Source organism: Ulvibacter litoralis (assembly GCF_900102055.1).
In the GTDB taxonomy this organism is placed as follows: domain Bacteria; phylum Bacteroidota; class Bacteroidia; order Flavobacteriales; family Flavobacteriaceae; genus Ulvibacter; species Ulvibacter litoralis.
Genome location: NZ_FNBA01000002.1, coordinates 534,087 through 559,953 on the forward strand (window position 1 = coordinate 534,087; position 25,867 = coordinate 559,953).

At 34.5% G+C, this 25,867-nt stretch carries 26 protein-coding genes; 17 read left to right on the forward strand and 9 right to left on the reverse strand.

What is annotated here, in order from left to right; all coding sequences use genetic code 11:
• The first annotated feature begins 11 nt into the window (after positions 1-11).
• Positions 12-1,283 carry an MFS transporter gene (locus BLQ00_RS08530; RefSeq protein WP_093143126.1) on the forward strand — a complete coding sequence of 424 codons (1,272 nt, stop codon included), beginning with the start codon at positions 12-14 and terminating at the stop codon, positions 1,281-1,283.
• Positions 1,284-1,289: 6 nt separating this feature from the next.
• On the opposite strand, the gene rlmF is transcribed toward BLQ00_RS08530, so the two are convergent.
• Both rlmF and BLQ00_RS17855 read right to left on the reverse strand, forming a co-directional pair.
• The gene (rlmF, locus tag BLQ00_RS08535) at positions 1,290-2,210 is read right to left on the reverse strand and encodes a 23S rRNA (adenine(1618)-N(6))-methyltransferase RlmF (RefSeq protein WP_229792603.1); all 921 of its coding nucleotides are present in this window, start codon (positions 2,208-2,210) and stop codon (positions 1,290-1,292) included.
• Positions 2,211-2,302: 92 nt separating this feature from the next.
• Positions 2,303-2,431: a hypothetical protein gene (locus BLQ00_RS17855; RefSeq protein ID WP_262891364.1), complete on the reverse strand. Its 129-nt coding sequence runs from the start codon at positions 2,429-2,431 to the stop codon at positions 2,303-2,305.
• Between the two features lie 178 nt (positions 2,432-2,609).
• Between BLQ00_RS17855 and BLQ00_RS08540 the strand changes: the two genes are divergently transcribed.
• Together BLQ00_RS08540 and BLQ00_RS08545 are read left to right on the forward strand one after the other, a co-directional pair.
• Positions 2,610-4,130, forward strand: coding sequence for a tetratricopeptide repeat protein (locus BLQ00_RS08540; protein ID WP_093143129.1), 1,521 nt, complete (start codon positions 2,610-2,612; stop codon positions 4,128-4,130).
• 147 nt (positions 4,131-4,277) lie between these two features.
• A complete protein-coding gene (locus tag BLQ00_RS08545; protein WP_093143132.1) occupies positions 4,278-5,633 on the forward strand; it encodes a DEAD/DEAH box helicase in 1,356 nt (451 codons plus the stop codon).
• Position 5,634: 1 nt separating this feature from the next.
• Here the strand turns inward: BLQ00_RS08545 and BLQ00_RS08550 are convergent, their stop codons facing one another.
• Positions 5,635-6,243: a hypothetical protein gene (locus BLQ00_RS08550; protein WP_093143135.1), complete on the reverse strand. Its 609-nt coding sequence runs from the start codon at positions 6,241-6,243 to the stop codon at positions 5,635-5,637.
• A 223-nt stretch (positions 6,244-6,466) separates the two neighbouring features.
• Here BLQ00_RS08550 and msrB point away from each other — a divergent pair, with 223 nt between their 5' ends.
• From msrB to BLQ00_RS08585, 7 genes are all read left to right on the forward strand, one after another.
• On the forward strand, positions 6,467-6,925 hold the full coding sequence (gene msrB / locus BLQ00_RS08555) for a peptide-methionine (R)-S-oxide reductase MsrB (RefSeq protein ID WP_093143138.1): 459 nt from the start codon (positions 6,467-6,469) through the stop codon (positions 6,923-6,925).
• Positions 6,925-7,479, forward strand: coding sequence for a peptide-methionine (S)-S-oxide reductase MsrA (msrA, locus tag BLQ00_RS08560; protein WP_093143140.1), 555 nt, complete (start codon positions 6,925-6,927; stop codon positions 7,477-7,479). Before msrB ends, msrA begins: the two co-directional genes overlap by 1 nt.
• A 39-nt stretch (positions 7,480-7,518) precedes the next feature.
• Positions 7,519-8,736 (forward strand): bifunctional alpha/beta hydrolase/OsmC family protein, encoded by a 1,218-nt coding sequence (locus BLQ00_RS08565; protein ID WP_093143143.1) that lies wholly within the window; start codon positions 7,519-7,521, stop codon positions 8,734-8,736.
• Positions 8,736-9,881, forward strand: a complete 1,146-nt coding sequence (gene egtB / locus BLQ00_RS08570; protein WP_093143146.1) for an ergothioneine biosynthesis protein EgtB — start codon at positions 8,736-8,738, stop codon at positions 9,879-9,881. The genes BLQ00_RS08565 and egtB overlap by 1 nt, the downstream gene beginning before the upstream one ends.
• 1 nt (position 9,882) lies before the next feature.
• Positions 9,883-10,821, forward strand: a complete 939-nt coding sequence (locus BLQ00_RS08575; RefSeq protein ID WP_093143148.1) for an L-histidine N(alpha)-methyltransferase — start codon at positions 9,883-9,885, stop codon at positions 10,819-10,821.
• A gap of 121 nt (positions 10,822-10,942) precedes the next feature.
• The gene (locus tag BLQ00_RS08580) at positions 10,943-11,377 is read left to right on the forward strand and encodes a hypothetical protein (RefSeq protein WP_093143151.1); all 435 of its coding nucleotides are present in this window, start codon (positions 10,943-10,945) and stop codon (positions 11,375-11,377) included.
• 13 nt (positions 11,378-11,390) lie between these two features.
• On the forward strand, positions 11,391-12,167 hold the full coding sequence (locus BLQ00_RS08585) for a tetratricopeptide repeat protein (protein WP_175445427.1): 777 nt from the start codon (positions 11,391-11,393) through the stop codon (positions 12,165-12,167).
• Positions 12,168-12,218: 51 nt separating this feature from the next.
• Here the strand turns inward: BLQ00_RS08585 and BLQ00_RS08590 are convergent, their stop codons facing one another.
• Positions 12,219-12,695 (reverse strand): nucleoside deaminase, encoded by a 477-nt coding sequence (locus BLQ00_RS08590; protein WP_093143156.1) that lies wholly within the window; start codon positions 12,693-12,695, stop codon positions 12,219-12,221.
• 32 nt (positions 12,696-12,727) lie between these two features.
• Positions 12,728-12,865, reverse strand: coding sequence for a hypothetical protein (locus BLQ00_RS17580; RefSeq protein WP_175445428.1), 138 nt, complete (start codon positions 12,863-12,865; stop codon positions 12,728-12,730).
• Between the two features lie 125 nt (positions 12,866-12,990).
• Here BLQ00_RS17580 and BLQ00_RS08595 point away from each other — a divergent pair, with 125 nt between their 5' ends.
• On the forward strand, positions 12,991-14,040 hold the full coding sequence (locus BLQ00_RS08595; RefSeq protein WP_093143159.1) for an NAD(P)-dependent alcohol dehydrogenase: 1,050 nt from the start codon (positions 12,991-12,993) through the stop codon (positions 14,038-14,040).
• Positions 14,041-14,098: 58 nt separating this feature from the next.
• On the opposite strand, the gene BLQ00_RS08600 is transcribed toward BLQ00_RS08595, so the two are convergent.
• A complete protein-coding gene (locus tag BLQ00_RS08600) occupies positions 14,099-15,724 on the reverse strand; it encodes a helix-turn-helix transcriptional regulator (protein ID WP_093143162.1) in 1,626 nt (541 codons plus the stop codon).
• 361 nt (positions 15,725-16,085) lie between these two features.
• On the opposite strand from BLQ00_RS08600, the gene BLQ00_RS08605 reads away from it, so the two are divergent.
• Both BLQ00_RS08605 and BLQ00_RS08610 read left to right on the forward strand, forming a co-directional pair.
• Complete coding sequence (locus tag BLQ00_RS08605; protein WP_093143164.1) at positions 16,086-17,030, forward strand: EamA family transporter; 945 nt, start codon at positions 16,086-16,088, stop codon at positions 17,028-17,030.
• A gap of 228 nt (positions 17,031-17,258) precedes the next feature.
• Complete coding sequence (locus BLQ00_RS08610; protein WP_093143167.1) at positions 17,259-19,067, forward strand: amidohydrolase family protein; 1,809 nt, start codon at positions 17,259-17,261, stop codon at positions 19,065-19,067.
• Positions 19,068-19,088: 21 nt separating this feature from the next.
• On the opposite strand, the gene lplA is transcribed toward BLQ00_RS08610, so the two are convergent.
• Together lplA and BLQ00_RS08620 are read right to left on the reverse strand one after the other, a co-directional pair.
• Positions 19,089-20,105: a lipoate--protein ligase gene (gene lplA / locus BLQ00_RS08615; protein WP_093143169.1), complete on the reverse strand. Its 1,017-nt coding sequence runs from the start codon at positions 20,103-20,105 to the stop codon at positions 19,089-19,091.
• Positions 20,106-20,355: 250 nt separating this feature from the next.
• Positions 20,356-21,627, reverse strand: coding sequence for an NRAMP family divalent metal transporter (locus tag BLQ00_RS08620; RefSeq protein WP_093143172.1), 1,272 nt, complete (start codon positions 21,625-21,627; stop codon positions 20,356-20,358).
• 254 nt (positions 21,628-21,881) lie between these two features.
• On the opposite strand from BLQ00_RS08620, the gene BLQ00_RS08625 reads away from it, so the two are divergent.
• Positions 21,882-22,169 (forward strand): EF-hand domain-containing protein, encoded by a 288-nt coding sequence (locus BLQ00_RS08625; protein WP_093143174.1) that lies wholly within the window; start codon positions 21,882-21,884, stop codon positions 22,167-22,169.
• A 111-nt stretch (positions 22,170-22,280) separates the two neighbouring features.
• Positions 22,281-23,030 (forward strand): hypothetical protein, encoded by a 750-nt coding sequence (locus tag BLQ00_RS08630; protein ID WP_093143175.1) that lies wholly within the window; start codon positions 22,281-22,283, stop codon positions 23,028-23,030.
• 19 nt (positions 23,031-23,049) lie between these two features.
• Here BLQ00_RS08630 and BLQ00_RS08635 read toward each other — a convergent pair whose 3' ends face one another.
• Positions 23,050-24,006, reverse strand: a complete 957-nt coding sequence (locus BLQ00_RS08635; RefSeq protein WP_093143178.1) for a bifunctional helix-turn-helix transcriptional regulator/GNAT family N-acetyltransferase — start codon at positions 24,004-24,006, stop codon at positions 23,050-23,052.
• Positions 24,007-24,144: 138 nt separating this feature from the next.
• On the opposite strand from BLQ00_RS08635, the gene BLQ00_RS08640 reads away from it, so the two are divergent.
• Together BLQ00_RS08640 and BLQ00_RS08645 are read left to right on the forward strand one after the other, a co-directional pair.
• Complete coding sequence (locus tag BLQ00_RS08640) at positions 24,145-25,245, forward strand: alkene reductase (RefSeq protein ID WP_093143180.1); 1,101 nt, start codon at positions 24,145-24,147, stop codon at positions 25,243-25,245.
• Between the two features lie 44 nt (positions 25,246-25,289).
• Positions 25,290-25,811, forward strand: coding sequence for a DUF4442 domain-containing protein (locus tag BLQ00_RS08645; RefSeq protein ID WP_093143183.1), 522 nt, complete (start codon positions 25,290-25,292; stop codon positions 25,809-25,811).
• Positions 25,812-25,867: the final 56 nt, after the last annotated feature.

Here is a 25,867-nt window from a genome sequence, read left to right on the forward strand (position 1 = left end):
CATTTTTCAGTATGAAAAAGAACGATGCCTACGCAGCCTTACGTTACAAAGAGTTTAGAATATTTCTTTTGGTTCGGTTCGCCATGGTGTTTGCTTGGACCATGCAATTTGTCGTTATCGAATGGCAAGTGTACAGTCTTACCAAAGATCCGTTATCATTAGGTATTATCGGGTTGATGGAGGTGATTCCTGCCGTTTTATTAGCACTATTCGCAGGTCATATTGTAGATCAAAAAGAAAAAAAAGGACTCCTTGTAAAGTGTATTTTGGGTTTTTCAGTCGTCAGTTTAGGCTTATTTCTCATTACTTGGCCTTTACTTACAGAAGACCTTTCTCTTAAAGTTATTTTGTACTGTATTTACTTCTTAGTCTTTCTGGGCGGTATGGTTCGTGCCTTTATAGGACCTACAATCTTTTCGCTTTTATCGTTATTAGTTCCCAAAAAATTATATCCTAACGCCGCTACTTGGAGTAGTTCTACGTGGCAAATGGGTGCCGTTGTGGGACCTGCAATTGGTGGTTTTGCCATTCATATAATTGGCGTGCATTGGACGATGCTTCTAATATTTGGATGTTCTCTATTGGCTTTTGTGGCTCTATCACAGATTCCGAAGAAACCAATTTTAAATCCGAATATTGGCGAACCTGTATTAAAAAGTTTGAAAGAAGGAATTCGTTTTGTGTTTAGCACTAAAATTATTCTTGGAGCGCTTACATTAGACATGTTTGCAGTGCTTTTTGGTGGTGCTATGGCGTTACTACCCATTTTTGCGCAAGATATATTACATGTTGGTTCTCAGGGCTTCGGAATTTTACGTGCGGCACCTGCAGTTGGTGCGTTGCTCATAATGTTCACTTCAGCTCATTTCCCTTTAAATAAAAATGCTGGTATGAAGCTACTAGCAGCAATTTTCGGCTTCGGAGTTTGTATGATTGTTTTCGGACTCTCGTCTTGGTTTTGGGTGTCGGTTATCGCATTGTTTTTAAGTGGCGCTACCGATGGTATATCGATGGTAATACGCCAAACCATTTTGCAATTACGAACCCCAGATGCCATGCGTGGCCGCGTTGCTTCTGTGAATTCTATTTTTGTAGGGTCTTCTAACGAATTAGGTGCCTTTGAAAGTGGTGTAACCGCAAAACTTATGGGAACTGTCGTTGCCGTTGTTTTTGGAGGAAGTATGACCTTAATTACAGTGCTTACAATGGGGCTTGTTTCTCCAACGTTCCGAAAATTAGACCTTCGGAAAGATATAGAGACTCATGAAAAATTAGAAGGTTAAGAAGGATTACGAAAACGTCCAAGCAACAATTCTACTTTGCTTGTTTCCTTGTTCCATTTTGATAGTTTGATGCGTAGCCTTCAGTTTATCTAACTGTTTGTAGATTTTTGAAAGATTTTCTTTTTTTGAAACCAAGGTGGTAAACCATCCAACTTGCGTTTTAAAAGAAGCACTTTGTTTGATCATTCGTTTAATAAACAACGCTTCACCACCATTGCACCAAAGTTCATTTGCTTGTCCACCGAAGTTTAACGCAAGGTTCTCTTGTATTTGTTTTAAGGTATCGTCTTTATGAAGATTCTTCAGTTTACGCAATGTTCCTTTAGTTGCAGCTTCTTCCGAAGTGTGAAAAGGAGGGTTGCAAATTGTAAAATGAAAGTATTCTTTTTCAGCAATAATACCTTCAAAAATATTGGCATTTATATGTTGTTGTCTAATGTCAATATGCTTTTCTAAACCTTCCGAAGCATGTACATTTTTTTTAGCGGATGCAATGGCAGCTTCATCACAATCTGCGCCAACCATTTTCCAACCATAGATACGATTTGCCAAAATAGGGTAGATGCAATTCGCACCCACACCAATATCTAACCCTTTTATAGGTTTGGATACGTTATTTTCAGCGAGTAAATCGGCGATATAATGAATATAGTCTGCTCTTCCAGGAATGGGCGGACATAAATATCCCTTAGGAATACTCCAATCGGTAACTTTATAATGTTTTTTTAACAGTGCTTTATTTAACTCTAAAACAGCGTCGCTATCAGCAAAATCGATGGTTTGTGTGTCATATTCATTTACGAATACAAAGGGGGTTAAAGCTGGATGCGTCTTGCAAAGAGCATCAAAATTATACGAGTCATTATGGAGATTGTTTGGATGCACCTTGTTTTGTTTTTTGCAAAGGTAGTTTAATACTCGTTGCATACAGAAAAGCTGCTAAAGTATTTTTTGGTTGTCGATTCATAAATTTCTAACTCTTTGCTAGCTGCAAGGGGGGTATAACGAATATTTACTGCTTAGTTGTATGTAAAATTAATTGTCGTGGTTCCTGAAGAGTCCAGTTTAAACTCTTTTGTTGGAAAGTTTTCATCGTTATATTCAAAAGTTGAAGTATAATCGTAAGCAGTTGTACCTGAAACAACCATACGATATATAAAGTTTTGTGATTTTTTATTTTACATTACTTTTTCTTCTTGAAGAAGTCAAATACCCAATAAAAAATTAAGATTTCATGTTGTAAATTAACGACAGTGAAACTTATGTTGACTTAAATTAAAGTTGTAAAGAAATCAGTATCTTTAAAAAAACACTAAACTGTTAACTATGAAACTTATAACATCTTTCTGTATTATTTTTTTTATAGTTTCCTGTAAGCAACAAAAACCATCTAATGATCTTTTAGGAGTTGTAGATTTTAGAATTAGCGGAAACGAAAATGCCCAGCCTTATTTTGAAAAAGGATTATTACTGCTACATTCTTTTGAGTATGAAGATGCTAGAGACGCTTTTCGAGAAGCACAAAAAGAAGACCCCAAAATGGCGATGGCGTATTGGGGAGAGGCAATGACCTACAATCATAGTTTGTGGCATGAGCAGGATTATGAGGCCGCAACAAGTGTTTTAGCAAAGCTAGACAGCATTCAGCTAGAAAAGAACACCACTAAAATCGAACAAGATCTATTAGAAGCGGTACATATTTTATATCAACCTCAAACAGAAAAAATAGAGCGTGATGTTGCATATTCAAATTTTATGGAAGGTTTGCATAAAAAATATCCCTCCAACCAAGAAGTTGCAGCTTTCTACGCATTGTCTCTTTTGGGCTCAGTGCCAGAAGGAAGAGACGATGTTATTTATGGAAATGGTGCAAAAATTGCGCAAGGTATTTTAGAAGAAAATCCAAACCATCCAGGAGCCCTACATTATTTAATTCATTCTTACGATGACCCGAATCATGCAACATTGGCTTTAAATGCTGCCAATGCGTATTCAGAAGTAGCGCCAGATGCCAGTCATGCACTGCACATGCCTTCTCATATTTATGTAGCAATGGGCATGTGGGATCAAGTTATTTCTTCAAATATTGATTCATACCAAGCGAGTATAACTCGAATGGAAAAGAAACAATTAGACAATGATGCTCGTGGTTATCATGCGTTTCATTGGTTGGAATATGGGTATCTTCAAAAGGGAGATTCCGAAGAAGCGCGTAAAATGGTTTTGGATATGAAAAAGTTCGTGACCGAAAAACCATCAAAAAAGGCACGAGTTCATTTGGTATTTTTAAAAGGAACCTATTTGGCTGAAACGGACGACTGGGATGGGGATATTGCAGATGTAACTATAGATATAAAAGATTTGAATATTTCTGTCCGTTCGCAATATCATTTTTTGGAAGGGATGAAAGCCTACAGTAAAGACAATTCAGAAAAGTTAGACAGTGTACTCGCTACAATAAAACAAGATATTAATCGAGAAACGTTTATTGTAAAAGAAGGGAGTTCGAAGCTATGTTCCAACGTGAGTAGGGATGAAGCCACCCAAACAGATTTAAAAGAAGCACAAATTCGTCAAAACCAACTGTTGGCATTGCAAGCTGAAATGAATCAAAATCAAGCACTTGCTGAACAACATTTTTTAAAGTCCATTGCTATTGAAAACAGCATAAGTTATAGTTACGGACCGCCTGTGATTCAGAAACCTACGCATGAGTTGTATGCAGACTGGTTGCTTTCACAAAAAAGAAATGAAGAGGCACAGCAACAATATACACTGGCTCAAAAAAATGGACCCGATAGATTGCGCATATTGAATGGTTTAGAAAAAGCCAAGCAAGAAATATAATTTGTGTAGAGGAGATATCCCTTATAACTAGAAACAATCTTGAATAAAACACACTATAATTTATAAACACTAGGTTTATTTTAAATTAGTGACTACTAATCTGTTTGCCTGTTTGCAAAATTGTACCTTTGCCAAAAATTTTTTTATATGAGCACTTTCAACGATTTCAAAATATCCAAACAATTGCACAATGCTATTGATGATTTGGGTTTTGTAACGCCAACACCTATTCAGTCTGAAGCATTTTCCGTAGTGCTTTCAGGAAAAGATATGGTGGGTATTGCTCAAACAGGAACTGGAAAAACATTGGCCTATATGTTGCCAATTCTTCAAGATTTAAGTTTTTCGAAAGAGCCTGTGTTGCGTGTCTTGGTTTTAGTACCTACACGTGAATTGGTTTTACAAGTTGTTGAAGAGATTGAAAAATTTTCTAAATACCTTACCCATAAAGTGGTAGGAGTGTACGGGGGAACCAATATAAACACACAAAAAAAGGAATTAGCGGAAGGTGCCGATGTTATTGTAGCAACACCAGGACGTTTTTACGATTTGACATTAAGTCGTATTATTCAGTTGAAAACCGTTCGGAAGTTGGTAATTGATGAAGTAGATGTCATGTTGGATTTAGGTTTCAGATTTCAATTGACTAATATCTTTGATTTACTACCGGACAGACGCCAAAATATTATGTTTTCGGCTACCATGACAGAAGATGTAGATGCCTTAATTAACGATTTCTTTATCAAACCGACCAAAATTTCAATTGCCTTAAGTGGAACACCTCTTGATAATATTAGTCAGCAAGCGTATTGTGTTCCTAACTTTTACACCAAAGTTAATTTGTTAGCCCATTTGCTGAAAGACAAAGAAACCTACAGTAAAGTATTGGTGTTTGTGTCTAATAAACGAAGTGCTGATAGACTTTTTGAAGCTTTAGAAGAATTATACGGTGACGAAAGTTGTGTAATTCACTCTAATAAAACTCAGAACTACAGAATAAGATCTATCAATCAATTTGATGAAGGTAAAAATAGAATTCTAGTTGCGACCGATGTCATGGCACGTGGTTTGGATTTGGATAAGATTACACACGTTGTAAATTTTGACACCCCAGGATATCCTGAAAACTATATGCATCGTATTGGTAGAACAGGACGTGCCGAGCAAAAAGGAGCTTCGTTATTGTTTTATACTGAAAAGGAAGAAGGAGCAAAAGCAGCTATTGAAACATTGATGAGTTATCAAATTCCTTTGCTTGAAATGCCTTCAGAAATAGAAGTCTCTAAGCGACTAACACCTCAGGAACAACCTGAAGTTGTTGAGATTAACAATCCGCATAAACCTGCTGTGTTAGAGACAAAGGGCGCTAGTTTCCACGAAAAAAGTGAGAAAAATAGCAAAGAAAATCTAGGAGGTTCTTACCGACGAAAAATAGAAAGTAAGTATAAAAAACCTAAAACTAGAGGGGATAAAAATTATAACAAACGCAATAAACGTAAGTAGTTTATTTTTTCTCTTTGTTTAGTTCTTCTATAAGTTCGTCGTAATTTACAATATCCGGGAATAATAATCCGCCCAAACTAAAAACAGGTGTTTCCATGGTTTCAATTGCTGGAATAGCCATTTTAAGTTGGTTTTTTATTTCAGGCTTTTCGGCAAGATTATAGCTTGTGAATTTATACTTACTGTCTTGTAAAGGTTTCATAATACTATCGCAGCCTTTGCAATTTTCAGTAATATAAACGGTAATTTGTTTTTTAGGATTGACTTTAATCAAATCAAATTTCTTCCGAAGGGCACGTCTCGATAAGCTATCGGTAACCTTTAATTTATACGTGTATTTTGGATCTTTCCCTTTAATAAGCATCAATCTCGATACATTCACTTTCGATGTTGCAGGAACTCGAATTGCTCTAGGTTTTGCGGTACTTTGCCTAAAGTCAGTACCTTCTACAGTAATGGTTACGTCATAATCAGTGTCAGTTTCATTTACTGCGTATAACATTAGTCTATTGACAACCTTTTCTTCGATAATTTTAATGGGTTCGTCTTGCGCAAATAGAGGAGTTGTGCATGTAATTGTGAGGAGTAAAAGGAATAGTTTTTTCAGCATTTTTTTATGTTTTATGAAACTAAAGTAATAAAATATATTGTTATTTCTACTATAGTTTATGGTTCCTGATATTATTTACCTTTTGAAGCAACTCTTGTTTTGTTCTATTCTGAATTGAAAAAAAGAAAGTTTATCTTAGTAAATGAAATTTTAAGGTGGTTTTTACGACCAACTAAAAGTATTTTACAAATAAGTAATACTGAATAATTTAGAAAGAATTTTTATGATAACTTGGAAAGATGTTATTAATTATAGTATAAACGGAAGCCCAGCTCCCGAACGTCGTGTTGAAAAAACAGATGAAGAATGGCGCGCACAATTAACACCAGAACAATATCGCGTAACGCGTAACAAAGGAACTGAAGCACCTCATAGCGGAGCATTATGTAGTATTCATGAAGAAGGATTGTATAACTGTGTGTGTTGTGATACGCCCTTATTCGATTCTACGATTAAATTTGAATCGGGTACAGGTTGGCCTAGTTTTACGCAGCCCATAAAAGAAAATGCCATAAAATACATTAGAGATATTAGTTTTGGAATGGTTCGTGTTGAAGTTTTATGTAATACTTGCGATGCACATTTAGGACATATATTTCCTGATGGTCCAGAACCTAGTGGTTTGCGGTATTGTATTAATTCAGAATCCATGCAATTAGAAACAGATAAGGAAGCCAAGTAATGGAAACAAAAAAAACAGAACTTTTAACAGTCGGAGCGGGCTGTTTTTGGTGTATTGATGCTATTTTTTCACAAGTCAATGGCGTAGAAAAAATAGTTTCTGGCTATGCGGGTGGAACAGTACCAGGACGACCTACCTATCGAGAAGTGTGTTCTGGATTAACAGGTCACGCCGAAGTGGTACAAGTAACTTTTGATGCTTCAGTTATTTCTTTTGAAGATTTATTGATTATTTTTATGACAAGTCACGATCCAACTACTTTGAACCGACAAGGAGCAGATAGAGGAACGCAGTATAGATCGGTTATATTTTATCATTCCGAAGCTCAAAAACAAAGTGCTGAAGCTGTCGTGAAAGAAATGGCTCCCTATTATGAAGACCCTATAATAACCGAAATTAGCGCGTTGCCTGTATTTTATGAAGCGGAACAGGAACATCAAGATTTCTATGCCAATAATACGACCCAAGGATATTGTACTGTCGTAATTTCACCAAAATTAGCCCGACTTCGGAACATGCACGGGGATAAATTGAAAGAATCAGCTGTATCATAAAAGTAGCTTCCGAAGAAAAGTATTAATTAAAAAGAACCAATGAAAAGCACCAAACTAGAAATTGAAAATTCTAAAGGCCATAAACTTCAAGCGTATTTGGAGTTGCCTGCCAATGAAAAACCAAATAACTATGCAATTTTCGCACATTGTTTTTCATGTTCAAGTACTTTAAATGCTGTAAAAAACATTACAAGAGCATTAACTAAACATGGTTTTGGAGTAGTTCGGTTTGATTTTACAGGTTTAGGAAAAAGTGAAGGAGAATTTGCTGAAAGTTATTTTTCGGCAAACGTGGACGATATTATAGCTGTAAACGATTATATAGAAGAGCATTATCAAGCACCAAAATTGTTGGTGGGTCATTCCTTAGGAGGTGCCGCTGTAATTGTTGCAGCTTCTAAATTAGAAACTATTAAAGCTGTTGCAACCATTGGCGCTCCAGCTTCGGTAAGCCATGTTACCAAACACTTCTCACACCAAGTGGAAGCGATTGAAGCGGAAGGCGATATTGAGGTGAATATAGGAGGAAGACCTTTCAAAATAAATAAAGAGTTTATTGAAGATTTCAGCAAAACAGATTTGCTAGAAGTAACCAAAAATCTTCGAAAACCCTTATTAATATTACACGCGCCCTTAGATGAAATTGTGAGTGTAGATAATGCGCAGCAACTTTATATTAGTGCCATGCATCCTAAAAGTTTTATAAGTTTGGATAATGCCAATCATTTATTAACTGAAAAGGAAGACAGTCTGTATGCTGGGAATATGATTGGATCTTGGGTACAACGTTATATCGATACAAAAGACAATACCATGTTTGCTACGGAAGGTGAACAATTGGTAGCCCATTTAAATCTAAAAGAAGATAATTTCACAACATCCATTCAGACAGCAAAGCATTTTTTAATTGCCGATGAACCTGAAAGTGTTGGAGGAAATGATTTTGGACCCTCACCCTACGATTTTTTAAGTGCCGGACTAGCAGCCTGTACCGTTATGACACTTAAACTATATGCGGAGCGTAAAAAATGGGATTTGCAAGAAGTGTTTGCATACATTACCTATTCTAAAAAACACAGCGACGATTTGGAAATAGATGTTGAGAAGCCTACGCGTTTTGATCACCTTTCGAAACGATTAAAGTTTGTGGGTGATCTAGATGATGCTCAGAAACAAAAACTGAAAGAAATTGCATCCAAATGTCCTGTTCATAGAACGTTACAAAGTGAAATAATTATTGAAACTGAATTAGTATAATGGATATATTACTTGCTTATTTAGATACACGGCAACGATTTAAATACATTACAAAACCGTTAGAAATTGAAGATTACTCGGTACAGCCTGCAGATTTTGTGTCACCTCCAAAGTGGCATTTAGCACATAGTACTTGGTTTTTTGAGCAATTTGTATTGTGTCCTTTTGCTGAAAATTACACCGTTTTTAATGACGACTTTGCCTATTTGTTTAATAGTTATTACAACAATGCAGGACAGCGTGTGTTACGCCCCAATCGCGGATTGATGACACGCCCAACGGTAGCACACGTGTTGAAATATAGAACCTATGTAGACGAACAGATGACTTTGTTTCTGAAAGATAACCCTTCAGAAGAAGCTGTAAATACGGTGAAATTAGGACTACAGCATGAACAACAACACCAAGAGTTATTTTATTACGATATTAAATACATACTAGGAAATCAGCCAACATTTCCTGTAATTCAGAATAGCATCAAACTTTCTGAAATTACAACACCTTCAGAATGGATTTCAATTGAAGAAGGCGTGTACGAAGTAGGGCATCAAGGCGATGAATTTTGCTTCGACAATGAACTAGGGCGACACAAAGTCTATCTAAATGCTTTTGAAATCAGCAATCAGTTAGTAACAAATGCTGAGTATATCGAATTTATTGAAGCTGGAGGGTATCAAGATTTTAATTTGTGGCATGCTGCCGGTTGGGATTTTATTCAGAATAACGAATATAAAGCACCCGAATATTGGCATCAAGTCGATGGAGTTTGGCATAGCTACACCTTACAAGGATTTGGTCCTGTGGCTCCCAATCTTCCTGTACAGCATCTCAGCTTTTATGAAGCTTCCGCCTTTGCCGAATGGAAGAAAATGCGTTTGCCAACCGAGTTTGAGTGGGAAATAGCAGCTTCAAAACTTGAATGGGGACAGTTATGGGAATGGACCAACAGTGCCTACTTGCCATATCCTAATTTTTCTAAAGCTGAAGGTGCTTTAGGAGAGTATAATGGTAAATTCATGGTCAATCAGATGGTATTACGAGGCGCATCTGTAGCCACCGTTAAAAATCACAGCCGACTAACGTATAGAAATTTTTTTCATCCAAACGAACGATGGCTTTTTTCAGGGCTACGATTAGCTAAATAATATGGACAAAACTTTTGCAAAAGATGTAATTGAAGGATTAACATCACATCCAAAATATCTCTCTTCTAAATACTTTTACGACGATGCTGGAAGTCGCATTTTCCAAGAAATAATGGAAATGCCTACCTATTATTTAAGTGATAGTGAGTTGGATATTCTAACCCAGCAATCAAACCAAATAATAACTGAAGCAAATTTCATCGAACCCTTTAATATCATTGAGTTAGGAGCAGGTGATGGATCTAAAATCATTAAGCTTTTAGAGTATTTAGTAGCTTCAGAAATTGACTTTAACTATGTTCCTATTGATATTTCACAAGAGGCGATTACTATTCTTTCAGAAAAAATAAAAAAACAACTTCCTGGAATTTCCATGCAACCCAAAGTGGGCGATTATTTTGAAATATTAAAAGAAACTTCAAAATCGAATATTCCCAATCTATTATTGTTTTTAGGGAGTAATATTGGAAATTATACGGCAGCACAAGCAGAAGAATTGTTGCAGCTCTTTAATACCCACATGAATCCTAACGATAAGTTATTAATCGGAATGGATTTAATGAAAAATCCGAATACGATACGAAGTGCGTATAATGATCCTGAAGGGGTAACGAAGCGTTTTAATATGAATCTACTGAAACGTATTAATACTGAGTTTACAGCCAATTTTGATTTAAATACATTCGATTTTTATTGTACGTATAACCCTATAAATGGTGCTGTTAAAAGCTATTTGGTGAGTTTAGAAGAACAAGAAATAACACTTTCTGCATTAGAGACAACGATTCAATTTCAGAAGAACGAATTAATTTGGACAGAGCTTTCTAAAAAGTACAGTCTGCCAGAAATAGAAGCTTTGGCGTCAAAGACAGGATTTAGCATTCAGAAAAACTTTTTTGATTCCAAATATTATTTCACAGATAGTTTGTGGGTGAAGTAGGCGAGTTTAAATACGTTTACCGACTAAAACAGAACGCTAATCCTTCATACTGCTTCGGTCACTAATTCTAGTTAGTGATTGGGTTGTGTTTGCAATACCTTAGTTATAAAACTAACGTACTATGCAATCTATTACCATAACCTCACTGCTTTATAAGCGCGTCACTTGTTTGTTACTAATACTTGTTACTTCTGGTGTTTGGGCACAAGACAAGCGTATAAAACCTCCTAAACGCGATTCTAACATTGAAAGTGTCGATGGTTTTGTAAATCACACCTTCGATTTGTACAATAAGGTATTTGTGTATGATAGTTTAACGCAAAAAGGCGTTGAAATTCCTGCGGAATATGAAGATGCCATTCTCGAAGATATGGAGAAGAATTTAGATAGCATGTATCAAATACTTCCAGTTGTTATTGAAGATATGGGCGGACAACCTTTTGCTAAAAAAGCGAAAGGAACGCTGAATTTGAATAAAGCGAGACGTGCTTTAACGTTTTCTATCAGAACCGTTAAAGTGTATTTTTTAGGGGAAAGTGAAAAGGAAGAGAACTAGTTAAACGATGATTATGCAGACTAAAAATCTTTTTTATAGTGTGATTTTAGGAGTACTTCCCTTTTTGATGAATGCGCAAGATTATAAATTACAATTTCAAAATGATATTTGTGATTGTATGGTACAAAAAGCTGAAGAAAATAAAATGGGGAAGAATCCTATGTTATTGTATCAGTTGTGCTTTCAAGAAAAGCTACCTACATATGTTCCCAATATTGATGCTGAAATAACGGCAACAGAGCAACGAGAAATATACGCTGAAGGGCAACGGATTAGAGAAGAACTAAAATTTTCTTTTTATTCAGAGCTAATTGGAACTTGTGATTTTTATTACCAAGAAGTGGAAGCAACTCGTGAAACTAATTTTTCAACCTTAAAAAAAATAGGGGAGAACTCAGATTATTATAATCTTGTGAATCAGGCGTTGGCTATGCAACCCACAGCCTCTAATTATGTAAAGCGAGGACAAGTGTATTTTGGAAAGGAGAATTTTTTAAAAGCGAAAGCTGATTTATCAAAAGCATTAACGATAAATGAAAATGAAAGAGGTGCTAAAATATTACTAGCCTGGACGTATGAAAAAATGAATAAATACGCTAGTGCTATAGAGTTACTTGAAACACTTGATGACCAAAAAAGAAATCAGGAAATACAATTGTTAATCGCTATTCAGCAACGGAAAATGGGAGGAAAGCTTCCCATAGTAAAACCAAGTACAACACCTTCAGATGTACCTTCAAAAGCTCCTGAAAAGAAAGATGATTTAAAGAAATTATTCAAGCTAGACTAATCTGTTTCAGTCAAATGAATTTGCAAAACGGATTTTTCCGAAGCAATAAAACTAATATTCTGTTTTATTATTTTTAGTGGTCCATTTTTCAAAAACAACGAGAGCTTCCTCTCTGTTAATTTTTGAAAATTCAATTTTACGATTGCTCATATCTGCATCAATTTCATCATAGATGTATTGATCGTCAAATCCAATGTCTGCAGCATCTTCACGGTTACAGGCGTAAAACACTTTTTTAGGACGTGCCCAATAAATAGCGCCCAAACACATAGGGCAAGGTTCGCAAGAAGTGTACAACACACAGTCGTCTAATTGAAAACTATTTAGTTTTTTACAAGCTTCACGAATGGCAGTTACTTCTGCGTGTGCTGTAGGATCGTTGGTAGAAGTTACTTTATTAAAGCCTTCAGCAATAATTTCATTATTTTTTACAACAACAGCGCCAAAAGGTCCGCCAGCATTACTGTTCATTCCTTCTTCGGCTAATTGTATGGCACGTTGCATAAAGTAACTATCTCTTTCAGTCATTTCGTAGTGTGTTTAAGTTGGCAAATATATAATTATATCACTTCAAAAACATAACCTAAAAGCCAATATAAAATGATAAAAACGACGATGGTTCCAATACATCCACATTTACCACCACCAATTTTTTTCGCGCCCCAAGCAGCTCCAATAATTTGCAATAATTTTTTCATGTGCATTGTGTTTTAGGAATACAAGATATTAATTAGTTTTTATGGGGTCTGTTAAACTTACATTAAAAATGTGTTTGCAATTTTATATCAAATGAAATTGAAGTATCTTAATTAAAAAAGTAACCATGACAGAAATTAAAGCATATGGTGCGGAAACGAATACTTCCGACCTAAAAGAAATGAACATTGAACGCAGGGAAGTATTGCCTACTGATGTGAAAATAAAAATTACCTATTGTGGCGTTTGCCATAGTGATATACATACCGTTAAAAACGATTGGAAAGGTTCTAAGTATCCTGTAGTTCCAGGGCACGAAATAATTGGACGTGTTATTTCTGTAGGGAATAAGGTTACCCATTTAAAAGAAGGAGATTTGGTGGGAGTAGGATGTATGGTCGATTCTTGTCGCGAGTGTAGTGCCTGTAACGACAATTTAGAGCAGTTTTGTGAAAATGGGATGGTGGGAACGTACAATGGAAAAGACAAGCATTCTGGCGGACATACATTTGGAGGGTATTCTGAAAGTATTGTGGTAGATCAACATTTCGTTTTAACGATTCCTGAAAATTTAAATGAAAAAGAAGTAGCGCCACTTTTATGTGCAGGAATCACAACATATTCCCCTTTAGCGCATTGGAAAGTGAAAAAAGGAGATAAGGTAGGCGTTATTGGTTTAGGCGGTCTTGGACACATGGGAATTAAATTTGCACACGCTTTAGGAGCGCATGTAGTGATGATTACACGATCGGAAGGCAAAGAGAAGGATGCAAAAAAATTAGGCGCTGATGAAGTCTTAATTTCAAAAGACGCTGAAGAAATGAACAAACACAAAGGCTCTTTCGATTTTTTATTGAATACCATCCCTGTAAAGCATGATTTAAATCCTTACTTACAATTGCTAAAACGCGATGCTACAATGGTATTGGTAGGTGCTATTGAACCTCTAGAGCCGATGCACGGAGGTAGTTTGATTATTGGTCGTAAAAGTATTGCGGGATCGCTAATTGGCGGTATTAAAGAAACACAAGAAATGCTAGATTTTTGTGGAGCACACAACATTACCAGTGATGTAGAAATGATAGATATTCAGAATATTAATGAAGCGTATGATCGCGTACAAAAATCGGATGTTAAGTATCGTTTCGTAATTGACATGGAGTCGTTACGTTCGTAATTGAAAGCTAGTCCTAATTTAAAAGCCTGTACAAAATGGTACAGGCTTTTTTTTATGGTTAACTTTCTGAAAGAAGATTATGTGTTTTAAATAACTCATTTAAATGTTCTAATAGGGTTTCAGTATCTTTTGAAAGCCCTATTTTTTTACTAATACGATAGCGTTTGCTTTCTATAGAACGTGTAGATCGATTTAAAAAGGTTCCTATTTCTTTGTTTTTAAAGCCAATGCATAAATAATAGCAAATAATAATTTCTGAGTCACTTAAATCTGGATAGGTGTTTTTTAGTTCTTTAAAGAAATCTGCATTTAATTCATTAATCAATTCATAATGTGTTTTTCCTTCATCTAATATATTGGTCGATTTTAACTGAATATTTCGATACAAATCCTTAATCTGCCCGCGTTGACCTTCAGTCGTATCAACAGTAGCAATCATTTTAATTTGTTCTTTTAATTCGCTTATATACGCTTCTAATCCTTGTGTTTTAATTTTTAATTTTTCGTGATTTGTTTTTAAATACGATAAATCATCGATTTGAGTTTTTTTAGAATGTAAGCGTTTCTTTAGCTTTTTATAGCTTAAGAGAAACACTATTAATAATGATGCTAAAACGCCTCCTAAAATGAATAAAAGCTTCTTGTTAAAAAGATTTTCTTCGTTTTCTTGTTGCAACTCATCTCCAATGTTTACAAGCTCTTCATTGGTTGAATAATTAGATTTAATGGCTTCATCAATTATTTTATTATTCAATAAGTTTAAGGAATCTAAGTATGTCTCACTTAGAGTCAGGTTATTCATTCGCTTGTAGGTGTCAGAATATTGCCTGTAAAAATCTTTTTTAAGATTGTTATTCATCTCACTTCTTAATTCTGAAGCTTTGGATAAATAATATAGTGTTTTGTCGTTTTGTTTTTTATCAAAATAATAATGAACAAAACACATTTGTATGCTACAATCGTAATAATTGTAAAGACCTATATCGACGGTTGGATTTTGTTTTAATTTTACAAATTCTGAATAATAGGTCTTTGCAGCATCAATTTTATCAATGTGCAATGCATTTGTCGCAAGCATGAACAAATCGAATAAATAGTAATATCCATCTTCATCGACGACCGCTTTTGAAGCTTCGATATTCGCCAATGTTAAATCATAGCTTTCTTGATATTCGCTATCTATTAACTTTATATACGCAGGCATTTGGTCAACTTCTAGTAATTGTAATGTATTCCCGCTACGTTTAAAAAAATCTCTAGCCGTGCGTAAATAACTATTGGCGCTAGTATCTTTTTGAACGGCATAAACTTGAGAAAAAAGTCCTAAAGCAGCAGTTCCTCCCGAATCATAATCTTTTTCTATTTCGGCATACTTCACCGCTAAAATGTAATATTTATGAGTGTTTGGAATGTCGTCTAAAGACAGTGCAATGAGCCCTTTTTCCAGATAATAGGATGCAAGTTGCCCTTTAAGTGTTTTGGTTAATGGATTCGGAATTGAATCTAAAAATTGAGCTGCAAGCTTCGGTTTTGAGGATGAATAAATTTTTGCTGAATCTAGATATTTACTATAAGCATCCTTTTTTTCGTCCTGTGCATATACATTAACTCCCCAAAAAAACAAGAGGAGGTAAACTAATGTAGTTGGAGTATTTAATAATGAGATTTGGAAATTATAAAACATTTTTACTTCTAAAATGAAACTGCAATTTATTGAAATTTTAATTGTTTATTCTGAAAAACATCAATAAAACAAGCTCGCTAAGTATTTCTGAAAGCAACGTGGTAGCATTCAATTTTTTAGTGTTTTGAAAGTAATGTCGATAAGGTTTAAATAAAAACGGGACGATATGTAGCACGAACGGAATTGATCGAAATTGTAGAGACACATTATATATACTTACCTTAAAAAAGGGGAGACCGAACATTCGCACTATGGTATACAGGTGCTAAAAGACTTATAACCTACAATTAATTTGTGTCTGGTAAGTCTTACCTAACAAGTATTGTTTATTTTTACCCGACTAAATTTAAAGTCATTCTACATGGGTAAAGCACCAAAAACACTCTTTATCGTTCTCGCGTTTTTTTCAATTTATGTTATTTGGGGCTCTACATATTTACTAAATAAAGTTGCTGTTAGTGAGTTGCCACCTTTTATGCTGGCAGGAATGCGTTTTTTAACAGCAGGGATTTTAATTTTTGGTATTTGTAAAGTTTCAAACATTCCATTAAAAATCACGAAAAGACAGTTGTTGAATACTGGTATCGCTGGTTTTTTGTTTCTAACTTTTGGAAACGGTGTTATTGTTTGGGCGCTGAAATATGTGGACAGTGGTTTTGCTGCGCTCGAAGTTTCAGCACAGCCCTTAGTTGTGTTGTTGTTAATGCGGTTTTTACAGGGAAAAAAGATAAAAGCAATGTCGATTATAGGTGTTGTACTAGGAATTATTGGTATCTATTTATTGGTAAGTCAGAAACAACTTATTAGTAAAGAAAACTCAGTATTAGGAATCGTAATGATCTTTTTATGCATGGTGAGTTGGGCGTATAGTAGTTTGTTTGTCGCAAAAGCAAGTTTACCTACCAATTATTTTGTAAACACAGGCTATCAGATGTTTTTGGGAGGAATTATGCTTTTTATTTTAAGTTTACTATTTGGAGAAACGTGGACATTACCAACGACTTGGAGTAGCCCAGTACAGCTATCTATGTTGTTATTAATTGTTTTTGGAAGCATTGTAGCCTTTACCGCATTTAATTATTTACTGAAAGTGGTTTCTCCAGAGAAAGTAGCTACATCTACGTATGTAAATCCGATTATAGCACTAACGCTTGGATGGTATTTTTTAGATGAAGAAATTACAACGCAGTCTATGGTCGCAGCAGCGGTATTATTAACGGGTGTTTATTTTATAAATACGACCAAAAAAATTGCGATATTTAATCGGTTTTCAAACAAATTGGCACGTAAAACTCCCAATGAATAATTATTCTTGTCCTACTGTTCAACGAACCTTTTAGGGAGTTATTCGTGTAATGAAAATTATGATATATTTCTGGGTCATAATTTTTTTTCTTCGGAAAGTACTCCATAAAAGTCGAATTTAGTACACGCTAGATTGTTTTGTATTTCATAATCTACTTATATTTGAGAAGTATTCTTTCCCCAAGTTAGATTTTCTACACATACTAAGCATAAATTTTTGGCGTATTCCATGGAAGAAACAAAGACATCGACTAAAAAAAAGCTTCCAATAATTAATGCACATTCGCATGTGTTTACTTCTAAACATGTACCTCCGTATTTAGCAAGGACTTTTTTGCCTTTTCCATTGTATTGTTTTATTCACTTAGGGAAAATAGTCGCTTTTTATAAGTGGTATGAATCGGTAGAAAACATTAAGTATAAAGGTTGGTATCAACAAATAAGCCGATGGATTACTAAAATTTCACTTACCATTTGGCGGAATCCAATCCTTAATTTTATTCGAAACCTTTTAAGCTATTGGCTAATTTTATTGGCGTTCTATTTTTTATTCGATTGGATAAAACACATTTCAAATACAAATTTTCCGGACGATACTATTCTTGTAATTTACATCGAAAAGCTTCGTGTATTTTTAAGAGAGTATCATCTTTTTCCAGAAGCGCTCGGACTATTTTGGAAGATTACCGTTATCACCTTTATCTTACTATTTGTAAAAACGGGGCGGAATTTCATTTTTTTCATCTTTAAAAAACTATTCACTTTTTTTAAAGTATTACCCGGAAAACACACTCAAGAACTCTTGAAAAGGTATTTACTAATAGCTAAATATTCAAAATACCAATCGCAAATCAATATTTTCAGTAAAATGAAAGATCAGTATCCTCCAGGCTCTGGCTTTGTACTCTTAGCAATGGACATGAAGTATATGGGGGCCGGTTCAGTAAAAGAGTTGTATGCAGATCAATTAAAGGGATTGCTTCAAATTAAAGATTCTCCAACTTTTAAAAAGCAGAAAAATAAAATTTATCCATTCATTGCAATAGATCCAAGACGCATTCGTGAGGATGTTTCAGAAAAAAGAAACGATGGTTCTGCTTTATTTCGATACAAAGTAGTAGAAGGGAAGGTGGTTTTAGAAGATTGTTTGGTAAAAACATACATTGAAGACAATCACTTTAGCGGATTTAAAATCTACCCCGCTTTGGGATTTTATCCTTTTGATAAAGAGCTACTTCCTCTTTGGAAATACGCTCAACAGTACAATATACCTATCACAACACATTGCATTAAAGGAACCATATTTTATCGAGGTAAAAAGGATAAAACCTGGGATGAGCACCCTGTTTTTAGAGATGAAGATGAAAAAAAACAATTGTTTTTACCACAATTAAAAAACATCGATTTTCAATTTAATTTTACACACCCTTTAAATTATCTATGTTTGCTTGAAGAGGTGTTACTACGACGGTTATTGACAACATTTAATGATACTGACTTATTTGATTTATTTGGATATACAAATGAAAATACTCCATTACAGCATCCGCTAACCAATTTGAAAATAAATCTAGCTCATTATGGAGGAGAAGAGCATTGGGAACGCTTCTTAGAATCGGATCGTTATAATTATAGCAATCAAGTGGTAAAAAAGCCAGGTTTCGGTATTACACTTTTTGATGTAGCCAAGGATGGAAATAAAAGTGTAAAAGAAATTAGACTCGCAAAGCTTTGGAAATATGTAGATTGGTATAGTATTATTAGCACAATGATGATGCAATACCCAAACGTGTATGCAGACATAAGTTACATTCTTCACAACGCTTCTATTTTTCCATTGTTGAAAGAAACGTTGCACAAACGAAATAAGCAGTTACCTAAGCGTGTGCTGTACGGAACAGATTTTTATGTGGTACGGAATCATAATTCTGAAAAAAGCTTATTCAGCGCTAGTAATGCAGGTTTAACGGAAGCTGAATTTGATTTAATTGCACGAACCAATACCCATGAATTTTTAAAAAATACCCTTCCGAAGTAATAGAAACAGAATTTATAAAATCTATTCTGCCATCTCTATTTCATCGGCACCATACACTAAATCGATAAAGTCTTGGGTGTCTAAAGCGCCAAAATAATCCTGAATGGTTACTTTTTCGAGCGCTTCTGTAATTTTCTCTTTATCGTACGCGACATCAATTAAAACCTGTTCTAGAGAAGCAACTGGTTCTTTTCCAAAAAAGTCTCCAAAGATTGTAACTTCTTTTATATAGCCCTTTTCAACAAAAATACGAAGGTCTAATTCTCCAATGGCAAAGCGTTTGGTTCGCTGAATATTAAACTTTGGCGAACGCCCAAAATTCCAATCCCAAGTATCGTATTTTTCTTCTTTTAGTTTATGAACACCTTCCCATTCTTCAGGAGTTAGATGGTATACCTCAAAAGGTTCACTTTCGTCGTACAATCCTTTCAGTAAAAGCTCTCTGAAATCTTCAATGGCAATATATTTCTCTAAGAAATCGGAAATATTAGCAACCCGACTACGAACCGATTTGTGTCCTTTCGATTCAATTTTACTCATTTTTACTTGTAATGCATTTACAACCTCACTTAAATCGGTATCTAATAGAAGTGTTCCGTGACTTATCATGCGTTTTCCAGTGGTAAATTGAGCGGTTCCAGAAATCTTCTTATCACCTACAAGGATGTCATTTCTTCCTTTTAGTTCGGCTTCAACTCCTAACTGACTTAACACTTTAATTACAGGAGCTGTGAAATTTTTAAAATTATGAAGACTTTTTATATCGTGATTGTTGATAAAACTAAAGTTTAAATTACCAAAATCGTGATATACAGCGCCACCGCCACTCACTCTTCGTACCACATGAATGTTGTTTTCTTCAACGTATTCGTGGTTAATTTCTTCTAAAGTGTTCTGACTCCTTCCAATAATAATAGAAGGTTCATTTATATAAAACAAAAGATAATCGGAAGCATTGCTGAAGTTACGGAGTATATATTCTTCTAATGCTAAATTTAGACGAGGGTTTGTATTCCCTTCATTTTCTATAAAAATCATATTTTCTCGTACCTGGTTGAAACAAAAATACAAATTGTTAAACAATTTAATTTTACATTTTTTACTCAAAATGAACGAATGATGTTAAATAAATACTAAAGTGCTTAGTATCAAGAAACTTTTGAGGAAATAAGCAGTCTTATAGGTATAAATTAGTTTTTTTATGGTTTTGTTAAGGAAGAAACGCATTGTTTGAAAAAGCAATGCGTTTACTTTTTATGAGCGTTTTATTTTGCTGACTATGAAAAACTTATGTTAGTTTAATATACAAGTAAAAAAGGGCAAAACCTGTTAAAAATACAATTCCAATATAGCTTAAAACCTTCATAAAACGGTTTGGCACAAAGGCTTCGTCCACATATTTTTTAGTTACTAATTTAAAATTTGCAATCGCTATTAAGGGGGCAATTAAGAAAGATATGGTTGTCGCTAAATCGATTAGTGTTTTAAACTGTCCTTTAAAGAAAAAGATAATTGACAATGAGCCTAGTGATAGTATTAAAATAGACGCGATGAGTATTTTTCGTAAACGTTGTTCTTCATTCTTATCAGTTTCAGAAAAAAACAAAATTTTAGAAATGCGTTGTAGTGTTCGGGAGTAGCCATCAAAAACACCAAGACTGGTACCTAGCATGATTGAAAAAGCAGAAATAGCAATTAGAATATAACTCCATTGCCCAATAGTTTCGGCATATAGTTTTATTATTCCATCTGCAAAACCAACACTATCTGAAGGGAGTACGTTTCCTGTTCCATAGAGTAAGTATGCCCCGATGCACAAAAAGCAAATTGATAAAAACACTGAAATCCAATAACCTAAATTAAAATCGAATAAAGATTCTTTAAGCGTTGGGCGGTAGTTGGTGGTTTTCATTTTTTCGACCGACCATAAACTCACCCACGAAGAAATATCTAGTGCGGTAGGCATCCAACCCATTAAAGCTACAATAAATAAAATGCCAACTTCATTAAAAACTTCAGGCTTTTTAAACCCTGCCGCATAAGGCTCTGGACCTTTTATAAGAATGAGGACAAAAACAATTAAAGTAGATATAAATAAAATACCTCCAATTACTTTAATGATGGAGTCGATGAGATTAAATTTCCCAATGAGCAAAACACCAGCACTAATAAGAAATACTAAAACAACAGGGAATAGATTAAATGAAGGCCATAGGGAAGACAATCCGAATAGATTATCCATAAAGCCAGCTGTTACTAATCCAATGGCGGCAGTAACAAAAAACATGGAGGCAAGAATCGCCAAAAAATAACCCCAAATAGCAAATTTCCCCAACCGTTTGTACCCATCGATAAGAGACTCACCCGTTGCGGCAGCATATCGAGCAGCATATTCAAAAAAGGGAAACTTTAAAACATTGGCTAAAATAACAAAAGCGAATAGCGCAAACCCATAATCGGCACCAGCTCGAGTACTTTGTACAAGGTGCGATACTCCAATAGCAGTACTTGCAAATAAAATTCCGGGACCTAATGTTTTTTTAATGCTGTTCCAATTCATGTATGCTCAAATTAATTTTTAAAGATAAAAAACTATCCCACATACAAATTTGATTGGCCTTCTATTTTTTTAGAAGAAATGCCAACTACTTAGGCTTCAATTTTAAAAAGGATTTCAGTCTTCTTTCATAGTTTTAATTGAACCATTGTTGCCATTCATTTAAAAAGCGGGAACATTGGCTTAAAAGCGCTTTATCGCCTTAAACTATTCACTTTCTTCGACGTCCAAAAGGAGAACAGTTAAATAAAAATATTATGAAAAAGATCAGTTTAAAATTAGTCGTAGTAACAGTAGTATTTATGGGTTTCGGAGTCGCAACTTCGAATGCACAATCAAAAGGAGAACGTCCACAGAAACCCCCAACGTTTAGTGAGTTGTTAGAGAAAATGGATTCAGATGAAGATGGAAAACTTGCTAAATCTGAAGTTGAAGGTCCTCTAAAAGATAGTTTTGATACTGTAGATGCCGATGAAGATGGCTTTATTTCCGAAGAAGAATTAAAGAAAGCTCCAAAACCGAAAGGGAGAGGGAAAAAGGAATAAATTAAAAGTAGAGACCTGTTAAACTATTATGGATTAATAAGCTTCGTTCACGTACAGTAGCGGAATTTTTTAATCCATAATTTTTTTTGCAAATAATTAAAAGAACCCACTATGAAGCTATTCAGAAAATTTAGAAGAAAATTGTTGATTTCAGGGAAAGTTAAAAATTACCTGTTGTATAGTCTTGGAGAAATTTTACTAATCGTGATCGGTATTTTAATTGCTTGGAAGATTAACAATTTAAACGAAATTAAAAAAAATAGAATCGTAGAAATAAAGATATATGAAAGCTTGTATAATGAATTGCATACAAATTTAAATGTTTTAGATAGTGCTATTGTTCGCTATACTAACAGCGTATTAACCTTAGAAAATTCTCTTAATTATATTGGTGTTCGTAATAACGCATTGACAGTAGACACGAAAGATTTAATAATACAAATGAAGTTTAGAAACACTAATTTGAGAGACGAAGCATTGAATTCTATTAATAATACAAACAAATTTGAATTCCTTGAAAACCAATCGTTAAAAGGCTTGATTTCAGAATACCCTAACGAAATGAACATCTTTAAAAATCAAGAATCTAAGATTAGGAATATTGTGGAAAATCGATTAAAACCAATTATAGAAAAAAACATTTCATTAATTGATTTACTTCCTAAAGATGATGAAAATTATAATCAGATTAGAACTTTTGGACAACCTTCAAATTATTCAGATTTACTAAATAACAGAGAATATCAAAACAGTGTCATTGATCGATTATTACAAACTCAAATTCAGGTAAGTTATGCTAAAAAACTTCGAAGAAAAACAGAAACACTTGCCATTAAATTAAAACAAGAATTAAAAGGGTAGTGGTTCTTTAATGCGATTACTAGGATTCAATTTCTAACTCCATTTGAATATTACATCTTTTATAAGGAGTAGGAAGCCCAATAATTTTTTTGAATCCTAGTTTTTGATATAAATGTATTGCAGGTTTTAAAATAGTATTACTTTCTAAATAAAGCTTGCTAGCCCCTTCATTTTTAGCCGCTTCAACAATTGCTTTACCTAATAAGTAACCAATGTTTTTTCCTTGGGCTTTGGGTGAAACCGCCATTTTAGCAAGTTCGAAATCATAGACTGAGTGGTCTATTTTTAACAGCGCACACACTCCGAGAGGTTCATCCTTATATAAAGCTACGAATATTTTTCCTCCAGGATCTAAAATGTATTCTTTCGGGTTTTTAAGTGCTTTATGATCGGCTTCTTCCATTTCAAAATAGGAGGTAATCCATTCCTCGTTTAATGTTCTGAATACCGTTTTATATTTCGCTTCATAAGGCACAATTTGAACATTCTTACTTTCACGAATTTTTTTCAACTCTTTTACACGGTCTAACAATGATTTTTGTTCAAGTAAAAATTCCCATTCTTTGATTGCTTCCCAGATGTTGTGTGTAGATGCTTCAATCATATTTTCAATCGCTATTTCAACATCTTGGTACTGATCTTCTAATAGTACTGCTGTTTTTTCTCCTTTCTTGGTAAGACTTACCATATTTTTACGTTTGTCTGTAGTCTCTAAATTTAGTTTCACTAAGCCTGCCGTAGCTAATTCTTTTACAATTTTAGTAACAGAGGGTTGTGAATGCTGAATTTCATTTGCTAGTTGAGTTATAGTTTTTTTTCCTTCTTCTGAAAGAACAAAAAACACCGGAAACCATTTAGGTGAAAAATCAATTTTATAGAGCTTATAAATTTCAGCAGCATTCTCGGTAACTTTTGCCGTGAGTAAGCGCAATCGACTCCCAATGGCCTTTTTGCCTGCGTTGTGAATTGTATTCATATTCTAAAGTATATAACTAGTTATGTAAATATATGCTTTTATTTAAATTTTCTTACAAGTACGAAGATCTCTTCCTTCTTTTGAAGGATAAATGGTAACTTTGTAGTTCACATTTTAAATAAAATTCAGTCACCTTTTATGAAAAAACAAGCCTTATTACAACCGTTAAAAATGGGATCACTCACCTTAAAAAACCGTGTTGTAATGGCTCCTATGACAAGGAGTAGAGCGAATAATACAGAAAATGTTCCTACGTCAGAATTCCACGGTTTGTATTACGAGCAGCGTGCTTCCGCAGGATTAATTATTTCTGAAGGTTCGCAAGTTTCTAAACAAGCAGTAGGATATATTCATACTCCTGGAATTTATTCCGAAGCACAAGTGGAAGGCTGGAAAAAAGTGACAAAAAGAGTTCACGATGCTGGCGGAAAAATTTTCATACAATTGTGGCACGTAGGGCGCATATCGCATCCCGATTTTCACAACGGAACGCTTCCTGTTTCGGCTTCAGCAATCAATCCGAATTCAAAATCATTCACACCGCAAGGATTTAAAGATACTGTAACGCCTAAGGCGATGACTCTAGAAGAGATTAAAAGCACGGTTCAGGATTTTAAAAATGCTGCAAAAAATGCGATGGATGCTGGTTTTGATGGAGTAGAACTACACTCGTCTAATGGGTATTTATTTCATCAATTTTTTAGCGCAACCACGAATGTGCGTACCGATGCTTACGGTGGAAATATCGAAAATAGAACTCGATTTTTGTTTGAAGTTTTAGATGCCTTGAAAGAAGTAATGCCAATGAATAGGGTAGGAATTCGTTTAAATCCGTCAGCACATAATATCTTCGGAATTACTGTAGACGAACAAACCATACCAACGTTCGATTACATTGTAAACAAAGTGAATGAGTACGATTTGGCGTATTTACACCTCTCTGAACCTTTTACAGATGTTTCAGATGAGCCTTTAGCCATTCAAGAAGTTGCCAAGCGTTATCGACCGATGTACAAAGGAACATTGATGATAAATTCAAATTTTGACCAAGAAAAAGGGAATAAAATTATTGAAGATGGCGATGCCGATTTGGTTGCCTTCGGAAAGTTATTTATTTCAAATCCAGATTTAGTCGAGCGATTTTCAAAAGGGAAACCATTAGCACCTTGGGATACAGAAACGTTTTACACTACAGGAACAAAGGGCTACACAGATTATCCAAAAGTGAACGAAGATTAATTTTGAACTAAAACGGTTATCATTTTTTCAATTTTATTTACCATATGTCATTTTATCAAAGTCTGAACGAAATAGGATCTAAGTTTATTAAAAAACACAAACTTTTTAAATACGGTTTCAATCTATCTCCAATGTACAGAAGGAGTACAGCGCGAATTTTAAAGGTTTCCGAAGATTTATTACACATAACCATCAAATTACCGATTAGTTACAAAAACCGAAACTATGTAGGAACCATTTTTGGTGGGAGTTTGTTTTCAGCAGTAGATCCAATTCCGATGGTACAATTAATGGATTTACTCGGAAAAGAGTATGTTGTTTGGGACAAATCTGCCGAAATTTATTTTAAGCGTCCTGCTAAAGAAAATTTATACGCAACATTTACCTATACCTTAGACGAATTGGCTCAAATTAAAAAGCAAGTCATTGAAGACAAAGAAATAGAGATTATAAAGAATACACAGCTAACAGATAAAAGTGAGTCAACTGTTTTTTGTGAAGTTCAAAAAACCATTTATGTTGCCGATAAACAGTTCTATAAGCAGAAGCGAAAAAGGCTAAAATAGAAGAATTGATCGGTTTCGTTGAAGCTAATAGTTTCGAAAAGGGCTATTTCATTGAT

Coding starts and splice junctions, on each gene's coding strand:
- BLQ00_RS08630 (WP_093143175.1), top strand. CDS start 22,281: ATGAAGCTATTCAGAAAATTTAGAAGAAAATTGTTGATTTCAGGGAAA.
- BLQ00_RS08605 (WP_093143164.1), top strand. CDS start 16,086: ATGGGTAAAGCACCAAAAACACTCTTTATCGTTCTCGCGTTTTTTTCA.
- BLQ00_RS08565 (WP_093143143.1), top strand. CDS start 7,519: ATGAAAAGCACCAAACTAGAAATTGAAAATTCTAAAGGCCATAAACTT.
- BLQ00_RS08620 (WP_093143172.1), bottom strand. CDS start 21,627: ATGAATTGGAACAGCATTAAAAAAACATTAGGTCCCGGAATTTTATTT.
- BLQ00_RS08585 (WP_175445427.1), top strand. CDS start 11,391: ATGCAGACTAAAAATCTTTTTTATAGTGTGATTTTAGGAGTACTTCCC.
- lplA (WP_093143169.1), bottom strand. CDS start 20,105: ATGATTTTTATAGAAAATGAAGGGAATACAAACCCTCGTCTAAATTTA.
- BLQ00_RS08530 (WP_093143126.1), top strand. CDS start 12: ATGAAAAAGAACGATGCCTACGCAGCCTTACGTTACAAAGAGTTTAGA.
- BLQ00_RS08595 (WP_093143159.1), top strand. CDS start 12,991: ATGACAGAAATTAAAGCATATGGTGCGGAAACGAATACTTCCGACCTA.
- BLQ00_RS08590 (WP_093143156.1), bottom strand. CDS start 12,695: ATGACTGAAAGAGATAGTTACTTTATGCAACGTGCCATACAATTAGCC.
- BLQ00_RS08625 (WP_093143174.1), top strand. CDS start 21,882: ATGAAAAAGATCAGTTTAAAATTAGTCGTAGTAACAGTAGTATTTATG.
- BLQ00_RS08575 (WP_093143148.1), top strand. CDS start 9,883: ATGGACAAAACTTTTGCAAAAGATGTAATTGAAGGATTAACATCACAT.
- BLQ00_RS08600 (WP_093143162.1), bottom strand. CDS start 15,724: ATGTTTTATAATTTCCAAATCTCATTATTAAATACTCCAACTACATTA.
- BLQ00_RS08640 (WP_093143180.1), top strand. CDS start 24,145: ATGAAAAAACAAGCCTTATTACAACCGTTAAAAATGGGATCACTCACC.
- BLQ00_RS08580 (WP_093143151.1), top strand. CDS start 10,943: ATGCAATCTATTACCATAACCTCACTGCTTTATAAGCGCGTCACTTGT.
- BLQ00_RS08545 (WP_093143132.1), top strand. CDS start 4,278: ATGAGCACTTTCAACGATTTCAAAATATCCAAACAATTGCACAATGCT.
- BLQ00_RS08645 (WP_093143183.1), top strand. CDS start 25,290: ATGTCATTTTATCAAAGTCTGAACGAAATAGGATCTAAGTTTATTAAA.
- BLQ00_RS17855 (WP_262891364.1), bottom strand. CDS start 2,431: ATGGTTGTTTCAGGTACAACTGCTTACGATTATACTTCAACTTTTGAA.
- msrA (WP_093143140.1), top strand. CDS start 6,925: ATGGAAACAAAAAAAACAGAACTTTTAACAGTCGGAGCGGGCTGTTTT.
- rlmF (WP_229792603.1), bottom strand. CDS start 2,210: ATGCAACGAGTATTAAACTACCTTTGCAAAAAACAAAACAAGGTGCAT.
- egtB (WP_093143146.1), top strand. CDS start 8,736: ATGGATATATTACTTGCTTATTTAGATACACGGCAACGATTTAAATAC.
- BLQ00_RS08635 (WP_093143178.1), bottom strand. CDS start 24,006: ATGAATACAATTCACAACGCAGGCAAAAAGGCCATTGGGAGTCGATTG.
- BLQ00_RS17580 (WP_175445428.1), bottom strand. CDS start 12,865: ATGAAAAAATTATTGCAAATTATTGGAGCTGCTTGGGGCGCGAAAAAA.
- BLQ00_RS08540 (WP_093143129.1), top strand. CDS start 2,610: ATGAAACTTATAACATCTTTCTGTATTATTTTTTTTATAGTTTCCTGT.
- BLQ00_RS08550 (WP_093143135.1), bottom strand. CDS start 6,243: ATGCTGAAAAAACTATTCCTTTTACTCCTCACAATTACATGCACAACT.
- BLQ00_RS08610 (WP_093143167.1), top strand. CDS start 17,259: ATGGAAGAAACAAAGACATCGACTAAAAAAAAGCTTCCAATAATTAAT.
- msrB (WP_093143138.1), top strand. CDS start 6,467: ATGATAACTTGGAAAGATGTTATTAATTATAGTATAAACGGAAGCCCA.